The organism is Micromonospora sp. AP08 (assembly GCF_008085935.1).
Taxonomy (GTDB): domain Bacteria; phylum Actinomycetota; class Actinomycetes; order Mycobacteriales; family Micromonosporaceae; genus Micromonospora; species Micromonospora chersina.
The window spans coordinates 347,115-369,747 of record NZ_VSEZ01000005.1 but is presented as its reverse complement, the minus strand read 5'-3'; the positions used below and the strand labels follow the sequence as shown (position 1 = coordinate 369,747).

Genomic DNA, 22,633 nt, shown 5'->3' with positions numbered 1-22,633 from the left:
GTTTGCTCTCCGGTTCTGGGCGCCCCCCGCGCTGACGGGGCGGGGGTGCCTCTCGGGCCCCGCCCCGCGGGGGCCCCCCGGGGGGGCCCCCCCCCCCCCCCCCCCCCGGGCGCCCCCCGCCCCCCCCCCCCCCGTGCCCCCGCCGATCGCCCCCGCCGTCCAGGTCAAACCCAAGCCGCAGCGCACCCGGACCGCGCCGACCACCACGCCGTCCCGGAAGACCACACCGCAGCCGGCCGCCGAACGCCGCTGCGGCGCCCCGGCCAACCCCTACGGGTACGACTTCTGCGGCGGCGAACGCATCCGCAAGCCGGCCGCCGGGATCTGCGACTGGTTCGAGTGCGCGCCCGGCTTCTGGTCCGGGCGTGGCTGGCTGGTGCAGTGCCGCGACGGCGCGGTCAGCCTGACCGGCGGGCAGCGCGAGTCGTGCGCCGCCAACCAGGGCTACCGGCGGACCTTCTGGACCTGACCGCTCAGCCGCCGAAGTCCGGGACGGTGAGCGAACCGTCCTCGGCCAGCGGGAACCCCGGGTTCCAGGCGATCTCCCACAGGTGACCGTCCGGGTCGGTGAAGCAGCCCGCGTACCCGCCGTAGAAGGTGTCCCGGGCCGTCCGGGTGACCGTCGCACCGGCCTCGGCGGCCCGGCCCAGGATCTCGTCCACCTCGGCGCGGCTGCGCACGTTCTGCGCCAGGCTCACCCCGCCGAAGCCGTCCCCGCGCGGGTCGGCCAGGCCGGCGTCGTCGGCCAGCGCGCCGCGTCCCCACAGGACCACGGCGAAGCCGCCGGCCTGGAAGAAGACGGTCTCCTCGACCTCCTGGCCGCGCCAGCCCAGCCGCTCGTAGAAGGCCCGTGCCCGGGCCAGGTCGGCCACGCCGAGGGTGATGAGGCTGACCCGCTGCTCCATGCCCGGACCCTACCCACCCAACCGCGCCGGGCGCAGCGGGAGCAGGCCGGCGAGGACCAGGGCCGCGCCCACCGGCAGCAGGTCCAGGTTCACCGCGATCGCCACGAACCCGACCAGCACCAGCACCGGCGCCCACACCGGCAGCAGCCGCGCCGCGGCGGCCCGGTAGAGCAGCACCAGCAGGCCCAGCTCGAACAGCGCCGGCCCGCCGAGCAGCACCGCGTCGGGCGTCTGCACCGCGTCGGCGAAGCGCGGAAACAGGTCACCGAGGATCACCCACACGAAGGCGGCCGCGCCGACCAGGCCGGCCAGCGCGGCCGCGTCGTCCACCGCCCGCAGCCGGGTCGAGCGGGTACGCAGCACGCCGTGCAACCCGACGATCAGCGCGGCGAAGCCGAGGATGCCCAGCAGGAACAGGGTGTGCCCGGTGTTCCACGCCCAGGCGCCCTTGTCGCTGTGCCCGTCGAGGCGGTCGATCAGGCGGAGCAGGCCGTAGCCGAGGAGCAGCAGCGACGCGGCCACGGCCACCGGCCGCAACCAGGGGTATGCGGGACGGGTCCGGATATCGGTGAGGGTCATGGCGTCAGCCTTCTCGGCGGACCGGCCGGGGACATCCGGGCCGGACCCCCACCGCCCCCCGATTAACCGTTCGCGTCCCTCAGGGACGCGCGGCTACCGTCCGGCAGGTGTCCCGCACCGTGACCCTCGTCCTGGTCGACCCCGCCGGCCGCCCGCTCGGCGCCCTGCCCCCGTACGACGTGCCCGAGCCGTGGTGGCAGCAGGTCGGCTCGATCGTCGACGAGGCCCGCCGCCGGCACGGCGTCGACGTGGCTGTGCTGCGGCTGCTCGCCGGCGACCGCCCCGAGCCGCCCGGCGGCCACGTCACCTACCTGGGCCAGGTCACCGACCCACCCGCCGTGCCCCTGACCCCGGCACCGGTCGACCTGACACCGCACCCGCTGCGCGCCCCGTACGCCGAGCCCGGCGGCCCGGCCCGCAGCGTCGCCTGGGCCACCGGTGAGCTGCGCCGCCTCGGCCGGCCGGTGACCACCGTGGCGCAGCACCGCACCTGGAACCTGTCCGCGATCTGGCGGCTCGACGGCCCGGCCGGCAGCGCCTGGCTCAAACAGGTGCCCCCGTTCTTCCGGCACGAGGCGGCCGTGCTGCGCTGGCTCGGCGCCGCCGCGCCCACGACCGCCCCCACCCTGCTCGCCGCCGACGACACCGGCCGGATGCTCCTCGACCACGTGCCCGGCGAGGACCGCTACGGCGCCGACGAGGCGGAGCGGGCGGCCGTCGCCGCCGAGCACCACGCCGTGCAGCTCCGCGCCGCCGACGAGACGGCCGAACTGGTCGCGGCCGGCGTACCCGGTCTGCGCGGGCCGGCGCTGGCCGGCTGGATCCGCGACCGGCTGGCCCCGCACGACCCGGCCGTGGCCGCCGACCTGCTCGCCGGCCTCGACGACCGGCTCGACCAGGTCCGCGACTGCGGCCTGCCCGACACCCTCGTGCACGGCGACCTGCACCCGGGCAACGTGCGCGGCGACGGCACCCGCCGGGTGGTCATCGACTGGGGTGACGCGTTCGTGGGCCACCCCGCCTTCGACATCCTGCGCCTCACCGAGACCCTCGATCCCGACGTGGCCGCCCGGCTGCTCGACGCCTGGGCCGCCCGCTGGCGGGCCGACGTGCCGGGCAGCGACCCGGAGCGCGCCGTGAAGCTGCTCGGCCCCGTCGCCCACCTGCGGATGGCCGCCGTGTACGCGATGTTCCTCGCCGGCATCGAGCCGAGCGAGCACGCCTATCACGTGCGCGACGTGCCGGCCTGCCTGGAACGGGCCGCCGCCGCGGCCTGACGCACCGGGATCCACAGCTCGGCGTCGGCGGTCTTCCCGTCCGCCGACACCCGCACCTTCGAGATCTCCGGGCCCGGGCGGCTCTCGTACGGGTTGGACGGGAACCACTGGGTGAACACGTCCCGCCACAGGTGCTGCACCGCCTGCGGGAACTCGCCCGACACGGTGAACACGGCCCAGGAACCGGCCGCCACCGGCAGGCGGTCCAGGTCCTCCGGCACGTCCGCGCCGGTCACCACCCCGTGCCAGTAGTCCAGCTCGGTGCCCTCGGCCCGGGACCCGGCCAGGTCGTCGCTGACGTTGACGACGCCGCCCGGCTCCTGGTCGGAGAGCGCCTCGATCCGGCGCACCGTCTCCGGGTCGAGGCCCTTGAGGAACGCCACGATGTGCGGGTTCATCCCCTCGTGGACGAGCGGCACCCGGGCCTTCACCCCGGCGAGATGGAAGGCGTCCTTGGTCACGATCCGGTAGTCCATGCTGGTGCTCCCTTCGACGACGAGGCGGAAGGACATCCGGGGCTGCGACCGCAGCACCGCCCCGGTGCGCCGGGCCTCGGCCGGGCCGACCCCGTGCATCGCGCGGAACGCCCGGGCGAACGCCTCGTTCGAGCCGTACCCCCAGCGCACCGCCACGTCGAGCAGCGACGCCTCGCCGGTGAGCACCTCGGCGCCGGCCACGGTGAGCCGGCGCCGGCGCACGTACTCCGACAGCGGCATCCCGGCCAGGACCGAGAAGAGCCGCCGGAAGTGGTGCTCCGACGTGCAGGCGATCCGGGCCAGCCCGGCCACGTCGAGCGGTTCGTCGAGGTGGCGTTCGAGGTGGTCCATGGCCTGGTTGAGCCGCTCCAGCACCCGGTGCTCCTTCCGTTGACACCCTCGACGCTAGGCATCCGGGATCCGCCCTACCCGACCCTGCCGGACCCGATCCGGTCGGTTGAGCCGTACGGGCACGGCACGCGGCGGCCGGTCAGCCCTCCCGCGCCCACGGCCGCAGCTTCTCCGGGTTGCGGACCACCCAGATCCGGGTGACGCGACCGTCGGCGACGTCGAACGAGGCCACGGTCTCGACCACACCGCCACGGCGGGCCACCAGGCCCGGCACGCCGTTGACCGTCCGCTCCAGGAGTTCGAGCCCCGGAGCCCAGTCGGCGATGGCGACCATGTACTGGGCGATGCGCGCGGCACCCTCGACCGGGTGCAGGACGGTGCCCACCATGCCGCCGCCGTCGGCGGTCATCACGGCGGCCGGGTTGAGCACTGCGACGAGGCCGGCGATGTCCCTGGTCTCCCACGCCTTCTTGAGGTGCCGCACCACGTCGGCCCGCCCGGCCGCCGTCGCCGGGGTGGGCACGACGCTGACCCGCCGCCGGGCCGAGGACGCCAGCTGCTTGCAGGCCGCGGGGGTCCGTTCGAGAACGCCGGCGATCTCGGCGAACGGGTACCGGAAGACCTCGTGCAGGACGAACGCCACCCGCTCGGCGGGCGTCATCGACTCCAGGACGACGAGGAAGGCCATGGCCACCGACTCGTCCAGGACGATCTGTTCGGCGGGGTCCGCATGGCCGGCGGAGGCCGTGGGGTCCCACTCGGTGCGGTCGGGCAGCGGCTCGGGCAGCCACGCGCCGACATAGCGTTCCCGGCGGGCTCGCGCCGAGCCGAGCCGGTCCAGGCAGATGCGGCTGGTTACCGTCGTCAGCCACGCGCCCGGGGACCGGATCTCCTCCTGCCGGCTTCGCGGCAGCCCGTACCAGCGTGCGTAGGCATCCTGCACGGCGTCCTCGGCCTCGGTCACCGAACCGAGCAGCCGGTAGGCGACGTTGATCAGTTGGCGGCGCTCGCCGGCTGTCTCATCCGCGCTGGTAGCGGCAGTCCCCACGCTTCCGGCCGCCCCCTCGCCTTACCTTCCGCAGGCCCGCGTCGTCGGGTTGGTGAGACCTTATCGACCTACCGCCTCAGGGCGGACAAGGGGAGTGACATGGCCACCCAGGTGACGGCGACGGCGCCACGCAGCTCCACGTTCCTGCGGATCGCGATCGCCCTCCAGACCCTGACCATCTTCGGTCAGGCGATCTCCGCCGGACTGCTGCTGACCTCGTCGTTCGGGGAGACGCTGCACAGCGTCGGAGCGCGTGTCATGTACGGGGCGTCCATGCTCTACGTGCTCGCGGCGGTGCTCGCGTGGAAGCCGGGCGGCGGCTCGCTCCGGCCGGTCTGGCACGCGTTCGGGTTCCTCGTGCTCGCCTCGGTCCAGGTCGTCCTGGGCATCGCGCACGTCCCGTCGGTCCACCTGCCCCTCGGTGTCCTGATGTTCGGCCTGAGCGTGCTGGCGCTGGCCCAGGTCGCTGGCGCGCGTGTCGCATCATGGCGTTGTGATCAGGCGGAAGCGGCGCCACAAGAAGAAGAACCGGGACTGGTGCAACTGCGACCTCCCCGACTGTGACGGCCTGGGCTGCTGCGACCTCGGCCTCTTCTCCCTGCTGCTGACCCTCGGCTCGGTGGCCGCCGGCGTGGTGCGCGGCCCCGCCGTGGACCGCGCCGGCCGTGCCGCCATCCTCGGTTACCGCCGGTGGCTGTCGCACCGCTGGCCCGCCCAGTGCCGCTACACGCCGACGTGCAGCGCCTACGGCCTGTCGGCCGTGGAGAAGTACGGCCTCGCGGTGGGCGGGCGGCTGGCCGCCGACCGGGTCCGCCGCTGCCGGCCGGACGTCCCGCGCGGCACCCACGACCCGCTGCGCTGACGCTCAGCGCACGGGTGCCGGCCCGCCGAACACGACCGGGATGCCGGGGGAGTAGAGCACGCTCACCGGCGGCCCGGCCGGCGGCGGCAACCCGGCGGCGCTGACCAGCTCGTCGTCGAGGTGCAGCAGCTCGGCCCTGTGCAGCGGCCACCGGGGATGCCAGTTCGGCAGGTGCAGGGTGCGCCCGTACGCCCGGGTGTGCAGCCCCCAGCGGGCGGTGAGGAAGTGCTCCAGCGGTGTCGGGTCGGCGATCGGCGCACCGACCCGGACAGCCATCCGGCTCGACGCCCCGGCCGGGCCGGGCCAGCGGCGCCGGCAGCGGTAGGTGAGGCGGTCCTCGTCCCGGTCCAGCCGCATGGCCGACCACTTGTACGGCAGGCGCAGGCTCAGCTGCGCCACCAGCACCGGCACCAGCCGGGAGGCGTCCAGCGAGCGGAACACCACGGCCCGCCGCCCGGTGCCGTCGACCGAGTAGAGCCGGACGTTGGTCTCCCAGAACGTGCCGAAGTACGGCACCCCCGGTCCCCGGCCGAGGCCCAACCCGACCATCCGGAAACCGATCAGCCCGACGTAGCTGAGCCTGTCGAAGACGTCGGGGCGGGTGCCGGCGGGCAGCAGCGGCGCGACCACCTCCGGCTCGACGGCCCAGTGCAGGAAGGTGAGGTCCTGCCAGCGCTGCCGCAGCCACGCGCGCGGGAACGCCCGGACGGGCGCGCAGTCGACCGGCTCGATGTCCACGGGTCCATGGTGCCCGGTGCGGCGGTCACGCGAGGAACGCCAGCAGGTGCCGCAGGGTCTCGTCGGGCGCCTCCTCGGGCAGGAAGTGCCCGGCCGCGACCGGCCCGCCCTCGACCTGGTCCGCCCAGGCCCGCCACACCTCGAGGGGCCGGTACCAGGACGCCACCGGGCCGGCGTGCCCCCACAGCGCCAGCACCGGGCAGCCGATCCGTCGCCGGCCCCGGTCGGCCCGGTCGTGCTCGTAGTCCAGCGTCGCCGCCGCCCGGTACTGCTCGCAGATCGCGTGGACGCCCTCCGGCCTGCGCAGCTGCGCCACGTACTCGGCCCGCACCGCCGCGGGAAAGGCGTCCGGCACCTCCGACAGGTCGTCCAGCATGTGATCGACGATGACCTCCGGCGCCCCGGCGACCAGCCGCTCCGGCACCGGCTCCGGCGCCGCCAGGAACGACCAGAGCCAGAACCCGAGGCTGAAGGCCATGTCGGCCCGGTCGAAGGCGTCGCCGGTGGGCACGATGTCGAGCACCGCGAGGCGGCTCACCGCGTCGGGATGGTCCAGCGCCATCCGGTACGCGCACCGCCCGCCCCGGTCGTGCCCCACGACCGCGAACCGGTCGTAGCCCAGCAGCCGCATGACCTCCACCTGCTCGGCGGCCACCCGCCGCATGCTGTGCGGGGCGTGATCCGGTGCGCTGGGCGGCGCGCCGCTGCCGCCGAAACCGCGCAGGTCCGTGGCGACCACGGTGAACCGCTCCGCGAGCCGGGGCGCGACCCGGTGCCACATGAGGTGCGTCTCGGGCATGCCGTGCAGCAGCAGGACCGGCGGCCCCGCACCACCCCGCCGCCCGTGGATCGTCGTGTCGCTGGTGACGACGTCCAGCTCCGCGAAGCCGTCGAACAACTGATGCCGCCTCCTCGTCGGGCCCGCGTGGACCCGCCCGGTTCAACGACCGGGACCCGGTGGCAGCGCGGCGGTCCGGCGCGCGATGCGCCGGGCCGCCGCCGGACCGGTGTTGCCGCACCGGGTCCCGAAGCCGGCCGGGGAGCGTGGACGCTTCACTCCGGCCGGTGGCAGACCGCCTCGACGTTGTTGCCGTCCGGGTCGCGGACGAACGCCCCGAAGTAGCCCGGGTGGTATTCCGGCCACTCCCGCGGCGCGTGCAGCACCTCCGCGCCGGCCGCCACCGCGGCGTCGTGGAACGCCTGCACGGCCGCCCGGTCCGGTGCGGTGAAGGCGATGTGCGACTCCAGCGGTCCGCCGGCCTCGGCGGGCGCGGGCACCAGCCAGAAGTCGGGACTGTCGACGCCGTAGCCGATCGGGCCGGGCTCCATGATCCGCCGGCCGCCCAGCGGAGCGAGCACCGCGTCGTAGAAGGCGGCGCTGGCGGGCAGGTCGCGCACCATGACGGAGAAGTGGTCGAGCACGTGGCCTCCCAGCGATCGTCGTTGACCGCGCCAGGCTACGAGCGGGCTACGACACTTCCTCGGACGCGTAGTACTCCGCGTACCACCGGGATTGCTCCTCGACGCTGAACGCCGCCACGTCCGCCGGATTGACGATCGACAGGTACGCCAGCACCTCCCCGGCCTCCGCCGTGCCGAGCGCCCGCAGGTGGTCGAGGGTCCGCTCCCGGCCCACGCCGCACAGCAGTTGCCACTCCACCGAGCAGGCGGCGTCGAAGCTGGAGTGCTTCGCCCGCCAGATGAGCAGCACGTCGGCCAGGTCGCCGTGCAGGAACGGCTGCACGCAACCGAGATGGATGAGCGCGCTGTCGTTCTCCACACCCAGCGCGGTCTGCTCACGGAGCAGGGCGCGCACCGGGCCGAGATCCGCCGGGCGCAGGCCGTGCCGGCGGTACCACTCGTCCTCGTCCATCCCGCCATCGTGCCTGCCCGCACAGTTACTGGGGAACGTCGGACCGGCTGCTGTGATCGAAGTGTGTACCGCGCAGATCCCCGGCGGATGGGCACCTACATGAAGGAGCCAGTCAAGGCGGGAGTCCTGTCGGCCGCCGAGGCTCTGCAAGAGCAGCGAGGAGTTGGCGCGGATCGCCGCGACCAAGGGCAAGAAGACCGGTCACCGACGGGCCGTTCACTGAGACCAAGGAGCTGATCGCCGGGTTCGGTCTGGTCGAGGTCCGCTCCAAGGAGGAGGCCGTCGAGTGGGCGAAGCGGTTCGTCGACGTCTTCACCGGGCACGGCATCGACGTCGAGGTGGACGTGCGGCCGGGTGAGTGAGGGGCCGCACGAGGGCTGAGCACGCAGCGGCCGGTACCGGCTCGGCGAGGCACGGGTGGGAAATCCTGGTTCCGGCCGTTAAGAGACGGCGATATCGCTACTGTCGTCCCCAACGTCCTATTTATGCCGTTTCGTCCAGGCGCCATCAGGGGGAGCAATGCTAGCGGGACAGTACTCCAGCCAGTACCACATGCCCTTCGGCCTCGACACCCCGGAAGCGGATCGTCGCCGGGCGGAGGAGGTCGCCGAGGACTACGACCGGCGCCGGCGCAGTGCGGCCGAGATCCGTGACGTGCGGCTGGCCGACACCGTCGAGCGCGGCAATCGCCGCATCCGCGACCTCCTCGGCGAGGAGAACTGGCTGTCGCTGCGGAAGCGGATGCACGGCGAACGCGTGAGATTCCGTGACCTCCTCCAACCACCCGTCGGCCTGGACGCCGACTACGACGCCCTCGACGCGCAGCGCAGGGCGAACGTCCAGGCGTACTTCGACAGCTTGGGCGTCGACGAGACGGAGCTGAAGCGCGTCGTGGCCGAGACGAAGGCGGCGGTGCAGGAACTGCTGCCCCGCACGGAGGCGACTGCGGGCTACGCCTCGTGGCTGCACGACCCTCAGGCCCCGACACCCCCGGATCAGGGCGGGAGTCGAGACGATCCGCACGCCTGGACCCCGTTTCGTCCTCCGTACCCCGGCTTTCAGCAGGGTTTCGATCCGCACAACCTCGGCGGCTTCCGGATCGGGCGGGTGCACTCCCTCGACAGGTTCACCGGACTGACGGGCAACGACCTCACGCTCGACAACAACGACGCGGACGACTTCGACAACGGCTGGGCCATCGTCGACACCCAGATCGGGTTCAACTTCCGGGCGCCGGCAACGGGTGCCGTGGAGATCTTCATCGAGGCGCGGTGCGGCCGCGCCCTGCACGAGCTGCGTGTGACGGACGAGTTCGGCTTCTCGGACTCGTCCACCTCTCAGGAGAATTTCCTGATGATGCATGTTCTGCATCCCAACGTCACCGCGCCGTCGTTCGCCTCGATGTCCCGCTTCCGGTGGAACACCGACCGCACCGGCGTGATCGTCCGGGAGTTCCTCGCCCAGGGCGGCGCCTTCACGGCGCGGCTGTTCAGCAACGGCCCGATCCAGCAGGGCCAGACGGTCCACATCCGCGCCGGCACGCGCAGCAGCGACGGCTCGATCACCAACGACATGGAGATCAACAGCAAGTCGACCATGCGGTGGTCCCTCGGCACGGTGTGGGCCCGGATCGCACCCTGACCACCTTGGCCGTCTCTCCGCCCCGGGCGCCCGGCGGTCACACCGCCGGGCGCCGGGTCGTCCCACCGGCATGAGAGCACTGGTACGCGGTACGGCCACACTGCTCGGCCTGGCCTCGCTGGTCGTCGGGGTGTGGGCGCTGGCCCGGGCGGACTCGTTCAGCTCGGCGGTGGGGTTCCCACCGCACGAGCACTTCGTCCACGACGTCGGGGCGTTTCAGCTCGGCATCGGGGCGACCCTGCTGCTGGCGCTCATTTGGGCCGACGCCCTGGCGGTAGCCCTGGCCGGCTACGTCGTCGGCGCGGCGGCGCACACCGTGTCGCACGTGGTCGACGCCGACCTGGGCGGCAGCGCGGCCCAGACCTGGCTGGTCGGGCTGTCGGCGCTCCTGGCCCTGGCCGCGCTGGTGGCCCGGCTGCGCCAGCTCGGCTGGGTGGTCGGGTACGTCGACCCCGCCCCGGCCCCCGCGTGGGCGCCGCTGGTGCGGCAGAAGACCGTGGTCCTGACGACGTTCAAGCGGGACGGGACTCCCGTGCCGACGGCGGTGAGCGTCGCGGTGGCGGGGGAGCGGGCGTACGTGCGCAGCTTCGAGAAGGCGTGGAAGACCCGGCGGATCCGGAACAACCCCCACGTGACACTGGCCCCGTCGACGGCCCTCGGCAAGCCGACCGGCGAGGCCGTGGCGGCGGTGGCGCGGCGGTTGAGCGGGGCGGAGCACCGGGCGGCCAGCCAGGCGCTGGTCCGCAAGCATCCACTGCTGCATGGGCTGCTGGTGCCACTGACGCACCGGCTGGGCCGGGCCCGGACCGGCCGCACCGTCCACTTCGTCCTGACCCCGCCCGCGATGACCGGACAGCCCGCCGCCACCGGTGCCGACAGCGCGCGGGCGCGCTGACATACTCCGAAGGTATATACGCGAGGTATACCCTCGGGTTATAGTCACGGCATGAGCGTTCCCATGACCCTCCTTGGCCTGCTCGAACGGGAGCCCAGCCACGGCTACGACCTCAAGCGCGACTACGACGCCTTCTTCAGCCGGGGAAAGCCGCTGCCGTTCGGCCAGGTCTACGCGACCCTGAGCCGGCTCGCCCGCGACGGCAAGATCGTGATCGGCGAGGTCGAGCCGGGCGAGGGCCCCGAGCGCAAGCGCTACGTCATCACCGAACGCGGGGCCACGGAGGTCGAGTCGTGGCTGACCGAGCCCGTCGCGGCCGAGCCCAACCTCCAGACGGTCCTGTTCACCAAGGTCGTGCTGGCGCTGATGCTCGGCCGCCCCGCGGAGGACTACCTCGACCGCCAGCGCGCGGCCCACCTGGTGCGGATGAAGGAGCTCACCGACATCAAGCGCTCCGGCACCCTGGTCGACGCCATGCTCGCCGACCACGGCCTGTTCCACCTGGAGGCCGACCTGCACTGGATCGACACCACGGTCGCCCGGCTCGACGCCCTCGCGAAGGCGGTGCGCAAGTGAAGGCCGTCGAGGCGCGCGACATCTCGCTGTCCTTCGGCGAGACCCCGGCGCTGCGCGGCGCCAGCGTCCTGGTGGAGCCGGGCGAGATCGTCGCCATCATGGGCCCCAGCGGCTCCGGCAAGACCACCCTGCTGCACTGCCTGGCCGGGATCCTGGTGCCCGACAAGGGCGAGATCCACTACGACGGCCGCCGGATCGACACCCTCAGCGAGACCCGGCGCAGCGTCCTGCGCCGCGACGAGTTCGGGTTCGTGTTCCAGTTCGGGCAGCTCGTGCCGGAGCTGACCGCCGAGGAGAACGTCGCGCTGCCGCTGCTGCTCCGGGGCGTCAAGCGGGCCGCCGCACTGAAGGAGGCACGGCCCTGGTTCGAACGGCTCGGCCTGGGCGGGCTGGAGCGGCGCCGCTCCGGTGAGCTCTCCGGCGGGCAGGCGCAGCGCGTCGCGCTGGCCCGCGGCCTGGTCGCCCGGCCCGGGGCGCTGTTCGCCGACGAGCCGACCGGGGCCCTCGACTCGCTGACCGGCGAGCAGGTCATGGACCTGCTGGTCTCCTCGGCCCGCGAGCAGGGCACCACCGTCGTGCTGGTCACCCACGAGGCCCGGGTCGCCGCGTACGCCGACCGGCAGGTCATCGTGCGCGACGGCAAGGTGAACGCGCTGGTGTCCGCATGATCCGGTTCGCGGTCCGACTGTCCCTGGCCGGCGGGCGCGAGGCCGCCACCCGGCTCGCCGTCATCGCCACCGCCGTGGCGCTCGGCGTCGGCATGCTGCTCGCCACGCTCGCCGGCATGAACGCGGTCAACGCGCAGAACCAGCGGTACGCCTGGCTGAACACCGCCGTCGCGCCGGCCGCCGCCGACCCGTCGGTCGACCCGCTGTGGTGGCTGATCCGGCAGGACTACTTCCACGGCGACTCGATCGGCCGCGTCGAGGTCGCGGCGACCGGCCCCGACGCGCCCGTCCCGCCGGGCATCCCGCGCCTGCCCGGGCCCGGCGAGTACTACGTCTCGCCCGCCCTCGGCGAGCTGCTGCACACCACCCCGGCCGCGCAACTCGGCGACCGGTTCCCCGGCCACCAGGTCGGCACCATCGGACCGGTGGCGCTGCCGTCCCCCGACTCGCTGCTGATCGTCATCGGCCGCACGCCCGACGACCTGGAACATCTGGGTGCGCGCAAGGCCACGCAGATCATGACCACCTCGCCGAGCAGCTGCTCCAGGGGCTGCTACGTCGGCATCAACCACGACGGCATGGCCCTCGTGCTCTCCATCGTCGCGGTCGCGCTGCTCTTCCCGGTGCTCATCTTCATCGGCACCGCCACCCGGCTGGCCGCGACCCGCCGGGAGCAGCGCTTCGCCGCGATGCGGCTGATCGGCGCCACCCCCCGGCAGATCTCCGTCATCTCCGCCGTCGAATCCGTGCTCGCGGCCGCCGTGGGCACGGCCGTGGGGTTCGGCCTGTTCCTCGCGCTCCGCCCCGGGCTCGCCGCCATACCGTTCACCGGCGAGCGCTTCTTCACCGCCGACCTGTCACTCACCCTCGTCGACGTCCTGGCGGTCGCGCTCGGCATCCCGCTCGGCGCCGTCGTGGCCGCCTGGCTGGCGCTGCGCCGGGTGCAGATCTCCCCGCTGGGCGTCGCGCGCCGGGTCACCCCGAAACCGCCGCGCGCCTGGCGACTGATCCCGCTGGTCGCCGGGCTCGTCGAGCTGACGTACTTCATCGGCCGGCGTCCCCCCACCACGAACGGCCAGCTCACCGCGTACCTCTCGGGTTTTCTCCTGATCCTGACCGGGCTGCTGCTGGCCGGGCCGTGGCTGACCATGCTCGGCGCCCGCCTGCTGGCCGGACGGGCCAGCCGGCCGGCCACCCTCATCGCCGGGCGGCGTCTCGCGGACAATCCCCGGGCGGCCTTCCGGTCGGTCAGCGGGCTGATCGTGGCGCTCTTCGTGACCAGCGTGGCCACCGGCATCATCACCACCTACGTGGCGAACCGGGGCGAGCCGCGCACCGACTCGGTGGCCGCCACCTCCCTGTCGACGTGGTTCCCGCCCGAGGAGGGCCCGGCACCCACCGCGGACCAGATCCCGGCCGGGCTCGCGACGATCCCGGGGGTACGCAGCGTGACCCTGGTCCGCGCCAATCCCGTCGAGACACCACCTCCGCTCGAGGTGAACGGGACGGTGAATCCCGCCTACCGATGGTGGTGGCCGGGGGTCATCACGTGCGCCGAGCTGGACCGCCTGGCGGAGTTCGGCTCCTGCCCCGCCGGCGCGCGGGTCGCGGCCGTGGCCGACGACCTCATCGGCGAGCGCGCGTGGGACCTGACGAACGACCACTACGTCTGGGCCGACGCCCACATGGACCCGGCGCAGGTCGACCGGCAACCGATCCGTTCGGTGGTCGTCAACACCGCCAACCGCGCCGCGTTCGAGCAGGCCCGGACCATGCTGATCAACGCGTTCCCGGCGGTGCGCTTCCCGGCCAGCACCGCCGAGTGGGAGGCGGACTCCGCCCGGCTCATGGTGCAGTTCCAGCAGCTGGCCAACGTGGTCATGCTGGCCAGCCTGCCGATCGCCGGGTGCAGCCTGGCGGTGAGCGTGGCCGGCGGGCTGACCGACCGGAAGCGCCCGTTCAGCATGCTGCGCCTGAGCGGCGTGCAGCTGCGGACGCTGCGGCGGGTGGTGGCGCTGGAGACGGTGGTGCCGCTGCTGGCCGTCGCCGCCGTGGCGACCGGGATGGGTTTCCTGGCGGCGCACCTGTTCCTGCGGGCGCAGCTGGGCTACACGCTGCTGGCGCCGGACGGGTCGTTCTACCTGATGGTCGTCGGCGGGCTGGCGGTGTCGCTGGGGATCGTCGCCTCGACGCTGCCGCTGCTGCGCCGGATCACCGGCCCGGAGACCGCCCGCAACGAGTGAGCCGTGCCGGCGGAGGGTCGGGCGACAGCGCCCGGCCCTCCCTAGCCCAGCGGGACCTGGACGGCCACGTCGTGCTTGGGGTAGTAGCTCTCCACCGTGTCGGCGCCGTACTTGGCCTTGAACAGCTCCACCACGTGGTTGACCCGGTCGGCCTCGGTGATCGGGGTGGCGCTCGAACTCAACGCCGTGCCGTTCGCCGACACCTCGATCATCGGGGTCTGCCGGACGTTCTTGTACCACTGGCTGTCCGAGCCGGTCACCGGCACCAGGAACACGCTGTCCTCGTCCAGCACAAACCACACGGGGTGGGTGATCTGCCGGCCGGTCCTCCGGCCGGTCACGGTGATCTCGACCTCGCGGACGCCGTCCAGCGCGTCCCAGACCACGTTCGCCACGATGCCCCCTTGCGTCTCCCCGCCAGGCTAGGCACTCCCGCGCCGAGCCGTCGCGGGTTCCGGGGCCTTGTCACCGGTACGGGCGTGCCCGGCCGCCTTCCTGGGTAGGCGAGAGGTCAAGGGCTCGGAGCGGAGGTGTCGGAGGTGTCCTTGAGCGACCGGCGGGTGTACACCCCACGTCACGCCGCACCGGAGGCGGCCCCGGCCGCCGCCGTCGGGCGGCCGGCTGCTCCCGCGCCGAGCCACCTCGCGAAACTGGCCGCCGCCGTCGTGCTCGTCGTCCTGTCCGGGTACGTCATGACCGCCGACCGGGCGGGACCCGGCGGGCCGGAGGGCAGCGTCGGTGGCGGGGAATGGGCGGCCCCGAGTCCCCTGCCCAGCACGAACGGGCCAACCCCCGGTCCGTCGATGCCCGGCCCGACTCCCTCCCGCCCGGTCGACCCGGTCCCTGGCGAGGCTTCTCCGGCGCCCGGCACCACCGCGTCCCGCACGTCGTCTCCCGAGGCCGCACGCGAACCTTCGGTTTCCCCGCCGCCCCGCACGACCGCTCCCCGCCGGGCGGCTCCGGCTGCCGTGAGCGGCGGACCGGCTCGCGGTCCGGTCGGCTCTGGTTCTCCCCGACCCGCCCCAACGCTCGGGCCCGCCGACCCGACGCCCGGCCCCAGCCATTCGCCGAACGTGCCGCCGCCGACCGGCACCGACCGGTGTGGGGCGCCGGAGAACCCGTATGGCTACACCTACTGCGGCGGGGTGCTGGTCCACGACCCGGCTCCCGACGTGTGCCGGTGGTTCGTCTGCGTGCCCGGGTTTTGGGCGGGCCGGGGTTACCTAACCGTGTGCGCGGACGGCAGGATCGGCATGGTGGGCGGTCCGACCGGCCGGTGTCCGGAGCGCGCCGGCCGGAAAGACCCGGTGTACGCCTATCAGCCGACCGCAGGCTGACCGCGCATTGGCGCAATCACCACTAAAGGTTTGTCGCCCCGGCCCGGGGCCACCCCAAAGTGGATGCCTTCGGAGACTTTGACGCCGACAAGTTTGGCGAGCGTCGCATGGGGACGCGCGGCGTCCGAAAAGGATTGGCGGGCGGCGGTACGATTCACCGCGGGTAGCGAAGGGCTGCCGTCATGGTGACGGGCGGGCGCGCGACAGTGCTCTGGCCCGACGTCAGGAGAGCCGGACACACGGGGGCAACCATGTTCGAGCGGCTGGGCAGATTCGTCGTCGGCAAGGCGTGGTGGGTGATCGCGGGCTGGCTGCTCGCGGCCATCGCTATCATCGCCACCACGCCGTCGCTGAGCGACATCACCTCCGCCGACCAGGAGAGCTTCCTGCCCCACTCGTACGAGTCGGTGCAGGCCACCGAACTCGGCATGAAGGCGTTCCCGCAGCAGGCCACCGCCACGGCCACCATCGTGGTCAAGCGCGCCGACGGGAAGCCGCTCACGCCGGCCGACGAGGCACGGGTCGGGCAGTTCGCCCAGGCGCTCAAGGCCCGGAACATCCGGGCCACGTCCGGCTACCAGACCGGCCCGCCGGCCGTCGCGCCGGACAAGTCGGTGCAGGTGGTCAGCGTCGGGCTCGACGCGACGAACCCGAACGACCCGGCCCTGCTCGATTCCGTACGCGACCTGCGGTCAGCCATCGGGCCGGACCTGGCAGGCAGCGGGCTGACCGCGGGCGTGGCCGGCGACGTGGCGAGCTTCGTCGACAACGAGGACACCTTCAACAAGGCGTTCGCCGTGGTCGGTGTCGCCACGATCATTCTGATCATCGGACTGATCCTGATCATCTTCCGCAGCCCCATCGCCGCGCTGCTGCCCGTCGTGGTCGTCAGCGTGGTCCTGACCATCACGACCGGGCTCGTCGCCGCCGCCGGCAAGGCGTTCGACCTGAACGTCAGCCAGGACCTGCAGACGATCCTGCTGATCGTGCTGTTCGGCATCGGCACCGACTACATCCTGTTCCTGCTCTTCCGCTACCGGGAACGGCTGCGCGCCGGCGACGACAAGCGCACCGCGATGATCGTCTCCGTCCAGCGGGTCGGCGAGGTCATCACCTCGGCCGCGGGAGCGGTCATCGTCGCGTTCCTCGTGCTGCTGCTCGCCTCCCTGGGCTTCTTCGGCTCGCTCGGCCCGGCGCTCGCCATCGCCGTCGCCGTCATGCTGATCACCTCGCTCACCCTCATCCCGGCCGTCGTCTCCCTGCTCGGCCGGTACGTCTTCTGGCCGTCGAAGGCGTGGCAGCGTACCCCCAAGGCGACCCTGTCGCGGCGGCTCGGCGCCGCCGTCGGACGCCGGCCGGCGCTCGTCGCAGCGGCCTCCGGCGCCCTGCTCGTCGCGCTCGCCGCAGGCGTGCTCAGCTACAAGGCCGACTACGACTTCAGCGCCGGCTTCCCCCAGGACACCGAGTCGGCGAAGGCCGCCAAGGACCTGCAGCGCGGGTTCGCCGCCGGCGCCCTGGCCCCCACCGAGGTCTACCTGACCACCGGCAACGGGACGCCGCTGACCGAGCAGCAGGTCACCGACTTCGCGGCGGCCGCCGCGAAGGCCCCGGGCGTGGCCCGGGTGCAGCCGCCGGAGCGCAGCAGCGACCCGAGCGTGGCCCGGGTCAACCTGCTGCTCAACGAGAACCCGGTCTCCAACGAGGCCATCACGCTGGTCCGCGACGACCTGCGCGACGCCGTACACGAGGCGGCGCCGCCCGGCACGAAGGCGCTGGTCGGCGGGACCACGGCGATCTTCGCGGACATCAACTCGGCGAACAACCGGGACCTGTCGGTGATCCTGCCGGTGGCGGCGGGGCTCATCGCGCTCATCCTCGCGCTGCTGCTGCGGAGCCTCGTCGCGCCGATCTACCTGGTGATCGCGGTGCTGCTCAACTTCGCCGCGACGCTGGGGGCGACGGTCTACCTGTTCCAGGGGCTCCAGGACAAGCCCGGAGTGACCTTCCAGTTGCCGATCATCCTGTACCTCTTCGTGGTGGCGATCGGAACGGACTACAACATCCTCATGATCGCCCGGCTGCGCGAGGAGGCCCGGGAGGGCAACGAGCCGCACCAGGCCGCCGCCATCGGCGTGGAGCATGCGGGGCCCACCGTCGCCGCGGCCGGCCTCATCCTGGCCGGGACCTTCGGGGTGCTGATGCTGGCGCCGATCTCGTTCCTGCAGCAGATGGGGTTCGCGGTGGCGATCGGGATCGTGTTGTCGGCGTTCGTCATGTCGATGTTCTTCGTGCCGGCGTTGACGGCGTTGATCGGGCACAAGGCGTGGTGGCCGGGGCACGGGGACGAGCGGCGGGTCACCGGGCCGCAGGCCCCGCCGGAACCGGTGAGCGTGGCGGAGGTGTAGCGGGCGGCGCGGGAGTGCAACCCGGACCGGCGTGCGGGCGTCTCAAGGAGGTGGAGACAGCGAGCATGAGTCGGTATCGGTTACTGCCGTGGATCACGGTCGCGGCCCTGCTCGGCGGTTGTGGGTCCGCCGGGAACAGTCCGGCCGTCGACCCGCTCGACGGACTGCGCCAGCAGGCAGGCGACGCCCTCACCCGGTACGACCGGGCGGTTCGCGCCGCGGGAGGTGCGCCCTTCGTGCCGGTGGGGGAGTTGACCCGCCAACTCGGCGACTGGGAGCCGGCGAACGGGTCCTACAAGGAGAGCCTGTCGGCCGGCCTCGTCGAGGCTGCCTCGACGCTGCCCGTAGCGCCCCAGCCGGCCGGCACCATCGTCTGGGCCAACGGCATCCGTCAGGACGTGCCCTTGATCTCGGCGGACGGGGCGTTGGCGCAGCTGCGGGCCGCGGGGACGGGCGACTGCTCCGGCTGCGCGCCGCTCAAGCTCACCGGGGCTCGCCTGACCACGATGACGGTCCCGACCACCCGCGGCCTGGCGACCGCCCCGGCGTGGGAATACACCCTTGCTGGAACGACCGTGCGGCTGGCGCGAGTGGCGGTGGATCCCTCGGCGATCCTCCGGGTGACCCCACCGCCCTGGGACGCCGATCAGCCACACGAGGGGCTGGCGATCGAGTCAGCGACCACCACGACCGCGAGCAGCGAGTTGACCGTCACCTTCACCGGCGCGACCGGCCCCAACAGCGAGCCGTGCGGCGCCGACTACGGCGCCGAAGCGGCCGAGTCGGACCTGGCGGTCGTGGTGATCGTCATCGAGTACCGGCACGCCAAGGACGAGGCATGTCCGGCCATCGGAGCGCAGCGCAGCGCCACCCTCAAGCTGTCGCGACCACTGGGGGAGCGGGCGGTCCTGGAGGTGACGCAGGGCCTGCCGGTGGAGCTGACCATCACCGGCTGACCGTCACGCTGTCCCGGCTCTGTGACCTCGTCCACGTGCCGGCGTGTGCGACTACCGCTTCCGGCTGGACGAGATCCGGGTGAGCGCGGCTCACCATAGATCTTGACTGATGGTGAGACGGCGACGACGCTTTGTGCAGCTGCGGCAGCCGGGGTGACCTACCCCGACTCCTCGACTGCGCGGCCTTCTGGATCGCTCGCCGGAAGGACTCTCATGAGGAGTACAGGAAGATCCATCGGACCGCGCCGATTCCTCGCCCTGCTCGCCCTACCGCTGGCGCTCACCGTCAGCGCACCCAGCCTCGCCAGCCCGACGACGGACAGCGCCGTCGCCCCCGACCGGTCATCGACCGGCGAACAGAACGGCGTCGGCCTCATGCGCATCGTCGTCGCCGACAAGTCGGGCATCGACCGCCTCCACCAACTCGGCGTCGACCTCGCCGAGTACGTCAAGCCCGTCAACAACGGCATCGAGGTGCACGCCATCCTCAGCCCCGAGGAGAGCCAGGCGCTGCGCGACAAGGGCTTCGACGTGCAGGACGCGATCTCCGACCAGAACGACTACGCGCAGAACATGGCCGAACGCTCCGCCGCCATCCGCGCCGCGACGGCGGCGACCGCCACCACCGACACCCTGACCGTGCTGCGGGCCGAATGGTTCACCAGCCTCGACAACCAGCTCTTCCTCAACATCGAGGTGAAGTCGAGCGCCGGCACCGACTCGACCACCGTGCTGACGGCCAGCTGGGACAGCGGGCCCGGCACGGCGATCGGCTCCGGCGGCACCGCCACCATGTCCCGGTTCACCGACGCCGGCCAGTACATGTACCACCGGTTCAGCAACCCAGTCCCCGTCACCGCGGCACCGGCCAGGGCCACCATCACCAGCAACAAGGGCGGCTCGGCCACCGTCGACGTCGCGAAATGGCTGGGCAGCCCGCGCAAGGACCCCGGCAAGCACCCGTACGTGTCGGACTTCGTCGACCACTACATGGACCCGACCGAGGTCACCGCGCGGTTCACCGGCCTGGCCGCGGAGTTCCCCAAGCTGACCGAGCTGATCGACCTGCCGTACAAGACGAACGGCTACCGGCGCAACGCGCAGGCGCAGTTCGGCGCCGCGGCGGCGAGCACCCTCTACGTCACCTCGACGGCGTACGGCTCCGAGGGCGGTAACGACATCACCATGGCGCTGGTCAACCCGGGCGCGGCGAACGCCCCGTTGACCGTCAGCGTGTCCGGCAAGGCCGTCACGGTGCGCCTGGCCACGAACGGCTCCGGCGCCATCACCAGCACGGCGGCGCAGGTCGTCGCTGCGGTCAACGGCAACGCCGACGCGGCCAAGCTGCTCACCGCCAGCACGTACCGGGGCAACGCCGGCGCCGGCGTGGTGGCCGCCGCTCCCGTGACCCAGCTGACCGACAACCTGAAGGCGCCGGCGAGCGTGTCCCGCGAGCCGTTCCAGATGAAGGTGCTGCGCATCGGCAAGCACCGCGACGGCTCGAAGGTCGGCGTCTTCCTCTACTGCCAGGAGCACGCCCGGGAGTGGGTCACTCCGCTGGTCTGCGTGGAGTCCGCCGAGCGGCTGTTGCGCAACTACGCCAAGGACCCGGACACCCGCAAGATCGTCGATGATCTGGACATCTTCATCCTGCCGGTGGTCAACCCCGATGGCGCGCACTACAGCATGTACGACTTCAACATGCAGCGGCGGAACCTGACCAACTACTGCCCGGCGTCCAACGCCGACCCGGGCCGCCGCAACGCCTGGGGCGTCGACATCAACCGGAACTTCTCGGTCGGCTCCGTCTTCGAAGGCTACGTCGGCGCGTCGGCCACCAACTGCGTCAGCGACACGTTCGCCGGGCCTAGCGAGCTGTCCGAGCCGGAGGCGCGCAACGAGGTCTGGCTGGTCGACACCTTCCCGAACATCAAGCTGTCGATGAACACCCACTCCTACGGCGGGTACTTCATGTGGCCGCCAGGGGCGTACAAGGCCGAGGGGCGCGAGGTGCTGCCGCGGGTCGACCAGGGCACCGAGGCGTACTTCTGGACCTCCTCGGACTACATCCTCTCCCGGGTGCAGGAGTACCGGGGCACGGCGATCTGGCCGGGCCGCACCGGACCGGTGACCGACGTGCTGTACTCGGCGGCCGGCAACAGCGCCGACGAGCACTGGTACAACCGGGGCATCATCGGCTGGGACTTCGAGGTCGGCGCGGACATCTACAACCCGGCGACCGGGCGCTTCAGCGCGGTCGGGTTCCAGCCGCCGTTCGCCGAGGGGCACGAGGAAGCGATGGAGTTCGCCAACGGGAACATCGCCATCCTCGAGGTGGCCCGGGCGTACGCGACCGACAAGATCCAGCCGAAGACTTCGCTGAAGGTTGTCAGGCAGGAGCCGGGGGCTACGGCGTTCACGTTCAGCACCAGTGAGCCGGCGAACGTGTACTACACGCTCGACGGGAGCCGGCCAACGTACGGGTCGGCGAAGTTGGCGCTGGCGGGGATGCGTGAGGGGGCGCAGAGCATCACGGTGAACAGCGACACGACGGTCAACTGGTTCTCGATCGACATAGCCGGCAACGTGGAGAGCAACTACAAGCCGGACGGTGAGGGCACGAACTACAACAGGCAGAGGGTGGGCGTCCAGTAGGCCATTCACCGCTCGACCGCTGGTGGTCGCCGGCTGACGGTCGGCGGCCACCAGCCTGTGAAAGGCCGGCCGCGCGCTGAGTGGCTGACGTCGTGCTCACCGCAGTGCGGCACCGGTCCGCTGCGGTATGGCCCGCTCGTTGGCACGTACGCTCGCTGGCGTCCTTCTCCGGTATTCCGACCCCGCCGGTACACGCTCGACTACCGGGCCGGAATGCTGGCCGCGCCAGGTCGCCGGCCACCAAAGGCGGGGGTCGATGTGCAGCAGCGAAGGTGCAGCGGGCACGCCCCGTTCCTCGTCCGCAGCCTGCTCGTCCCCGCATTCGAACTGCCAGCGAGAGGCTGCGCAGGGCGTCCTCCTGGTGCTGCTGGTGGCCTGGGCACGCTGTATGCAGTCATATGGAGGTCATCAACAGCCGCCGTTCGGTCAGGACTGTCGGCTAATAGATGGTTCTGAAGGCAGGCAGCGTGGACCAACATTCCGAGAATCCCTGCTCTCTCAGCATGGGGCTCGTCAGATCTCGGGGGTGGCGATGGTGGGAAGAAGGGGTATCGGGGATTTCTACGCCGATGCTGAGGGACGCGGTTCCGAGCTGCCCGGCTACGACTGGGAGAACGACGATGCTCCCGACCGTACTCCCGACGTCTGGCTCGACAGACTGGTCTCGTCGCCGTCGACCCAGCACGTCAGCGTGCGTTTGCCCGGGAAAGCCAAGGGCCCGTCGAGCCCGCGACGGTCAACGAGTAGTGCGACTAGGCAAGTGCAGACGGTTGCCGGTACTCGCCGTCGCCCTACGGACCGGGAAGTCGCAGATGCCGCTCATGAAATTCGAGCGAGAATCCCAGGCATCGGCCCCAAAGGGATTGCGAAGCGGCTCCGCCAACGAGGGCTGGCCTTCGTCGACTCGTCGGCCGTTGACCGGGCGTTGAAGCGTTATCCGACCCCCACTACGCCGCGCAAGGGCAACGCTGCTCCTAGCAGGGCGACCCGAGCCGGCAGCAAGCAGCCAGCTCACGTGCAGGATGTACCAGTTCAACAAGGCCAGCCCCTTTCGGGTCGGCGGCTGCGTGAGTTCGTGAAGGCCGCCCGTCACTTAGCCGCAAGCGACCCCGCAATAAGCTTGGTGGGAATGGCTCGCCGTCTTCAGC

22 protein-coding genes are annotated in these 22,633 nt (G+C 72.2%); 13 read left to right on the top strand and 9 right to left on the bottom strand.

What is annotated here, in order from left to right; translation table 11 throughout:
• The first annotated feature begins 133 nt into the window (after window positions 1-133).
• Entirely contained in the window at window positions 134-469 is a 336-nt protein-coding gene (locus FXF50_RS29820; protein ID WP_370464094.1) for a hypothetical protein, read from the top strand.
• A gap of 4 nt (window positions 470-473) precedes the next feature.
• Here the strand turns inward: FXF50_RS29820 and FXF50_RS11890 are convergent, their stop codons facing one another.
• Together FXF50_RS11890 and FXF50_RS11885 are read right to left on the bottom strand one after the other, a co-directional pair.
• Complete coding sequence (locus FXF50_RS11890; RefSeq protein WP_148427261.1) at window positions 474-905, bottom strand: VOC family protein; 432 nt, start codon at window positions 903-905, stop codon at window positions 474-476.
• A gap of 9 nt (window positions 906-914) precedes the next feature.
• A complete protein-coding gene (locus FXF50_RS11885; protein WP_148427260.1) occupies window positions 915-1,484 on the bottom strand; it encodes a hypothetical protein in 570 nt (189 codons plus the stop codon).
• 107 nt (window positions 1,485-1,591) lie between these two features.
• On the opposite strand from FXF50_RS11885, the gene FXF50_RS11880 reads away from it, so the two are divergent.
• Entirely contained in the window at window positions 1,592-2,761 is a 1,170-nt protein-coding gene (locus FXF50_RS11880) for a phosphotransferase family protein (RefSeq protein ID WP_148427259.1), read from the top strand.
• Here the strand turns inward: FXF50_RS11880 and FXF50_RS11875 are convergent.
• Entirely contained in the window at window positions 2,710-3,612 is a 903-nt protein-coding gene (locus FXF50_RS11875) for an AraC family transcriptional regulator (RefSeq protein ID WP_148427258.1), read from the bottom strand. The genes FXF50_RS11880 and FXF50_RS11875 overlap by 52 nt on opposite strands.
• Before the next feature lie 115 nt (window positions 3,613-3,727).
• Entirely contained in the window at window positions 3,728-4,636 is a 909-nt protein-coding gene (gene sigJ, locus FXF50_RS11870) for an RNA polymerase sigma factor SigJ (RefSeq protein WP_148427257.1), read from the bottom strand.
• A 99-nt stretch (window positions 4,637-4,735) separates the two neighbouring features.
• On the opposite strand from sigJ, the gene FXF50_RS11865 reads away from it, so the two are divergent.
• Window positions 4,736-5,200 carry a hypothetical protein gene (locus FXF50_RS11865; protein WP_222866050.1) on the top strand — a complete coding sequence of 155 codons (465 nt, stop codon included), beginning with the start codon at window positions 4,736-4,738 and terminating at the stop codon, window positions 5,198-5,200.
• On the top strand, window positions 5,130-5,498 hold the full coding sequence (yidD, locus tag FXF50_RS11860; protein WP_255509997.1) for a membrane protein insertion efficiency factor YidD: 369 nt from the start codon (window positions 5,130-5,132) through the stop codon (window positions 5,496-5,498). Before FXF50_RS11865 ends, yidD begins: the two co-directional genes overlap by 71 nt.
• A 3-nt stretch (window positions 5,499-5,501) precedes the next feature.
• Here the strand turns inward: yidD and FXF50_RS11855 are convergent, their stop codons facing one another.
• The 4 genes from FXF50_RS11855 to FXF50_RS29285 all read right to left on the bottom strand — a co-directional run bounded on the left by FXF50_RS11855 (window position 5,502) and on the right by FXF50_RS29285 (window position 8,109).
• Window positions 5,502-6,236, bottom strand: coding sequence for a YqjF family protein (locus FXF50_RS11855; RefSeq protein WP_148427255.1), 735 nt, complete (start codon window positions 6,234-6,236; stop codon window positions 5,502-5,504).
• 25 nt (window positions 6,237-6,261) lie between these two features.
• Entirely contained in the window at window positions 6,262-7,134 is an 873-nt protein-coding gene (locus FXF50_RS11850; RefSeq protein WP_148427254.1) for an alpha/beta fold hydrolase, read from the bottom strand.
• A gap of 155 nt (window positions 7,135-7,289) precedes the next feature.
• Window positions 7,290-7,658, bottom strand: coding sequence for a VOC family protein (locus FXF50_RS11845; protein ID WP_148427253.1), 369 nt, complete (start codon window positions 7,656-7,658; stop codon window positions 7,290-7,292).
• A 46-nt stretch (window positions 7,659-7,704) separates the two neighbouring features.
• Window positions 7,705-8,109, bottom strand: coding sequence for a hypothetical protein (locus FXF50_RS29285; RefSeq protein WP_187399633.1), 405 nt, complete (start codon window positions 8,107-8,109; stop codon window positions 7,705-7,707).
• Between the two features lie 233 nt (window positions 8,110-8,342).
• Here FXF50_RS29285 and FXF50_RS11835 point away from each other — a divergent pair, with 233 nt between their 5' ends.
• The 6 genes from FXF50_RS11835 (at window position 8,343) to FXF50_RS11810 (ending at window position 14,132) form a co-directional block, all read left to right on the top strand.
• Window positions 8,343-8,471, top strand: a complete 129-nt coding sequence (locus FXF50_RS11835) for a hypothetical protein (protein ID WP_148427278.1) — start codon at window positions 8,343-8,345, stop codon at window positions 8,469-8,471.
• Between the two features lie 190 nt (window positions 8,472-8,661).
• Window positions 8,662-9,750, top strand: a complete 1,089-nt coding sequence (locus FXF50_RS11830; RefSeq protein ID WP_148427252.1) for a hypothetical protein — start codon at window positions 8,662-8,664, stop codon at window positions 9,748-9,750.
• Between the two features lie 70 nt (window positions 9,751-9,820).
• The gene (locus FXF50_RS11825) at window positions 9,821-10,645 is read left to right on the top strand and encodes a PPOX class F420-dependent oxidoreductase (RefSeq protein WP_148427251.1); all 825 of its coding nucleotides are present in this window, start codon (window positions 9,821-9,823) and stop codon (window positions 10,643-10,645) included.
• Window positions 10,646-10,696: 51 nt separating this feature from the next.
• The gene (locus FXF50_RS11820; RefSeq protein ID WP_091313259.1) at window positions 10,697-11,221 is read left to right on the top strand and encodes a PadR family transcriptional regulator; all 525 of its coding nucleotides are present in this window, start codon (window positions 10,697-10,699) and stop codon (window positions 11,219-11,221) included.
• Complete coding sequence (locus FXF50_RS11815) at window positions 11,218-11,889, top strand: ABC transporter ATP-binding protein (RefSeq protein ID WP_148427250.1); 672 nt, start codon at window positions 11,218-11,220, stop codon at window positions 11,887-11,889. The genes FXF50_RS11820 and FXF50_RS11815 overlap by 4 nt, the downstream gene beginning before the upstream one ends.
• On the top strand, window positions 11,886-14,132 hold the full coding sequence (locus FXF50_RS11810; RefSeq protein WP_148427249.1) for an ABC transporter permease: 2,247 nt from the start codon (window positions 11,886-11,888) through the stop codon (window positions 14,130-14,132). The genes FXF50_RS11815 and FXF50_RS11810 overlap by 4 nt, the downstream gene beginning before the upstream one ends.
• 41 nt (window positions 14,133-14,173) lie before the next feature.
• Here FXF50_RS11810 and FXF50_RS11805 read toward each other — a convergent pair whose 3' ends face one another.
• Window positions 14,174-14,527: a nitroreductase/quinone reductase family protein gene (locus tag FXF50_RS11805; RefSeq protein WP_148427248.1), complete on the bottom strand. Its 354-nt coding sequence runs from the start codon at window positions 14,525-14,527 to the stop codon at window positions 14,174-14,176.
• 1,193 nt (window positions 14,528-15,720) lie between these two features.
• On the opposite strand from FXF50_RS11805, the gene FXF50_RS11800 reads away from it, so the two are divergent.
• From FXF50_RS11800 to FXF50_RS11790, 3 genes are all read left to right on the top strand, one after another.
• Complete coding sequence (locus FXF50_RS11800; RefSeq protein ID WP_148427247.1) at window positions 15,721-17,874, top strand: MMPL family transporter; 2,154 nt, start codon at window positions 15,721-15,723, stop codon at window positions 17,872-17,874.
• A 65-nt stretch (window positions 17,875-17,939) separates the two neighbouring features.
• The gene (locus FXF50_RS11795) at window positions 17,940-18,830 is read left to right on the top strand and encodes a hypothetical protein (RefSeq protein ID WP_148427246.1); all 891 of its coding nucleotides are present in this window, start codon (window positions 17,940-17,942) and stop codon (window positions 18,828-18,830) included.
• 213 nt (window positions 18,831-19,043) lie between these two features.
• Entirely contained in the window at window positions 19,044-21,485 is a 2,442-nt protein-coding gene (locus FXF50_RS11790; protein ID WP_148427245.1) for a M14 family zinc carboxypeptidase, read from the top strand.
• Window positions 21,486-22,633 lie beyond the last annotated feature (1,148 nt).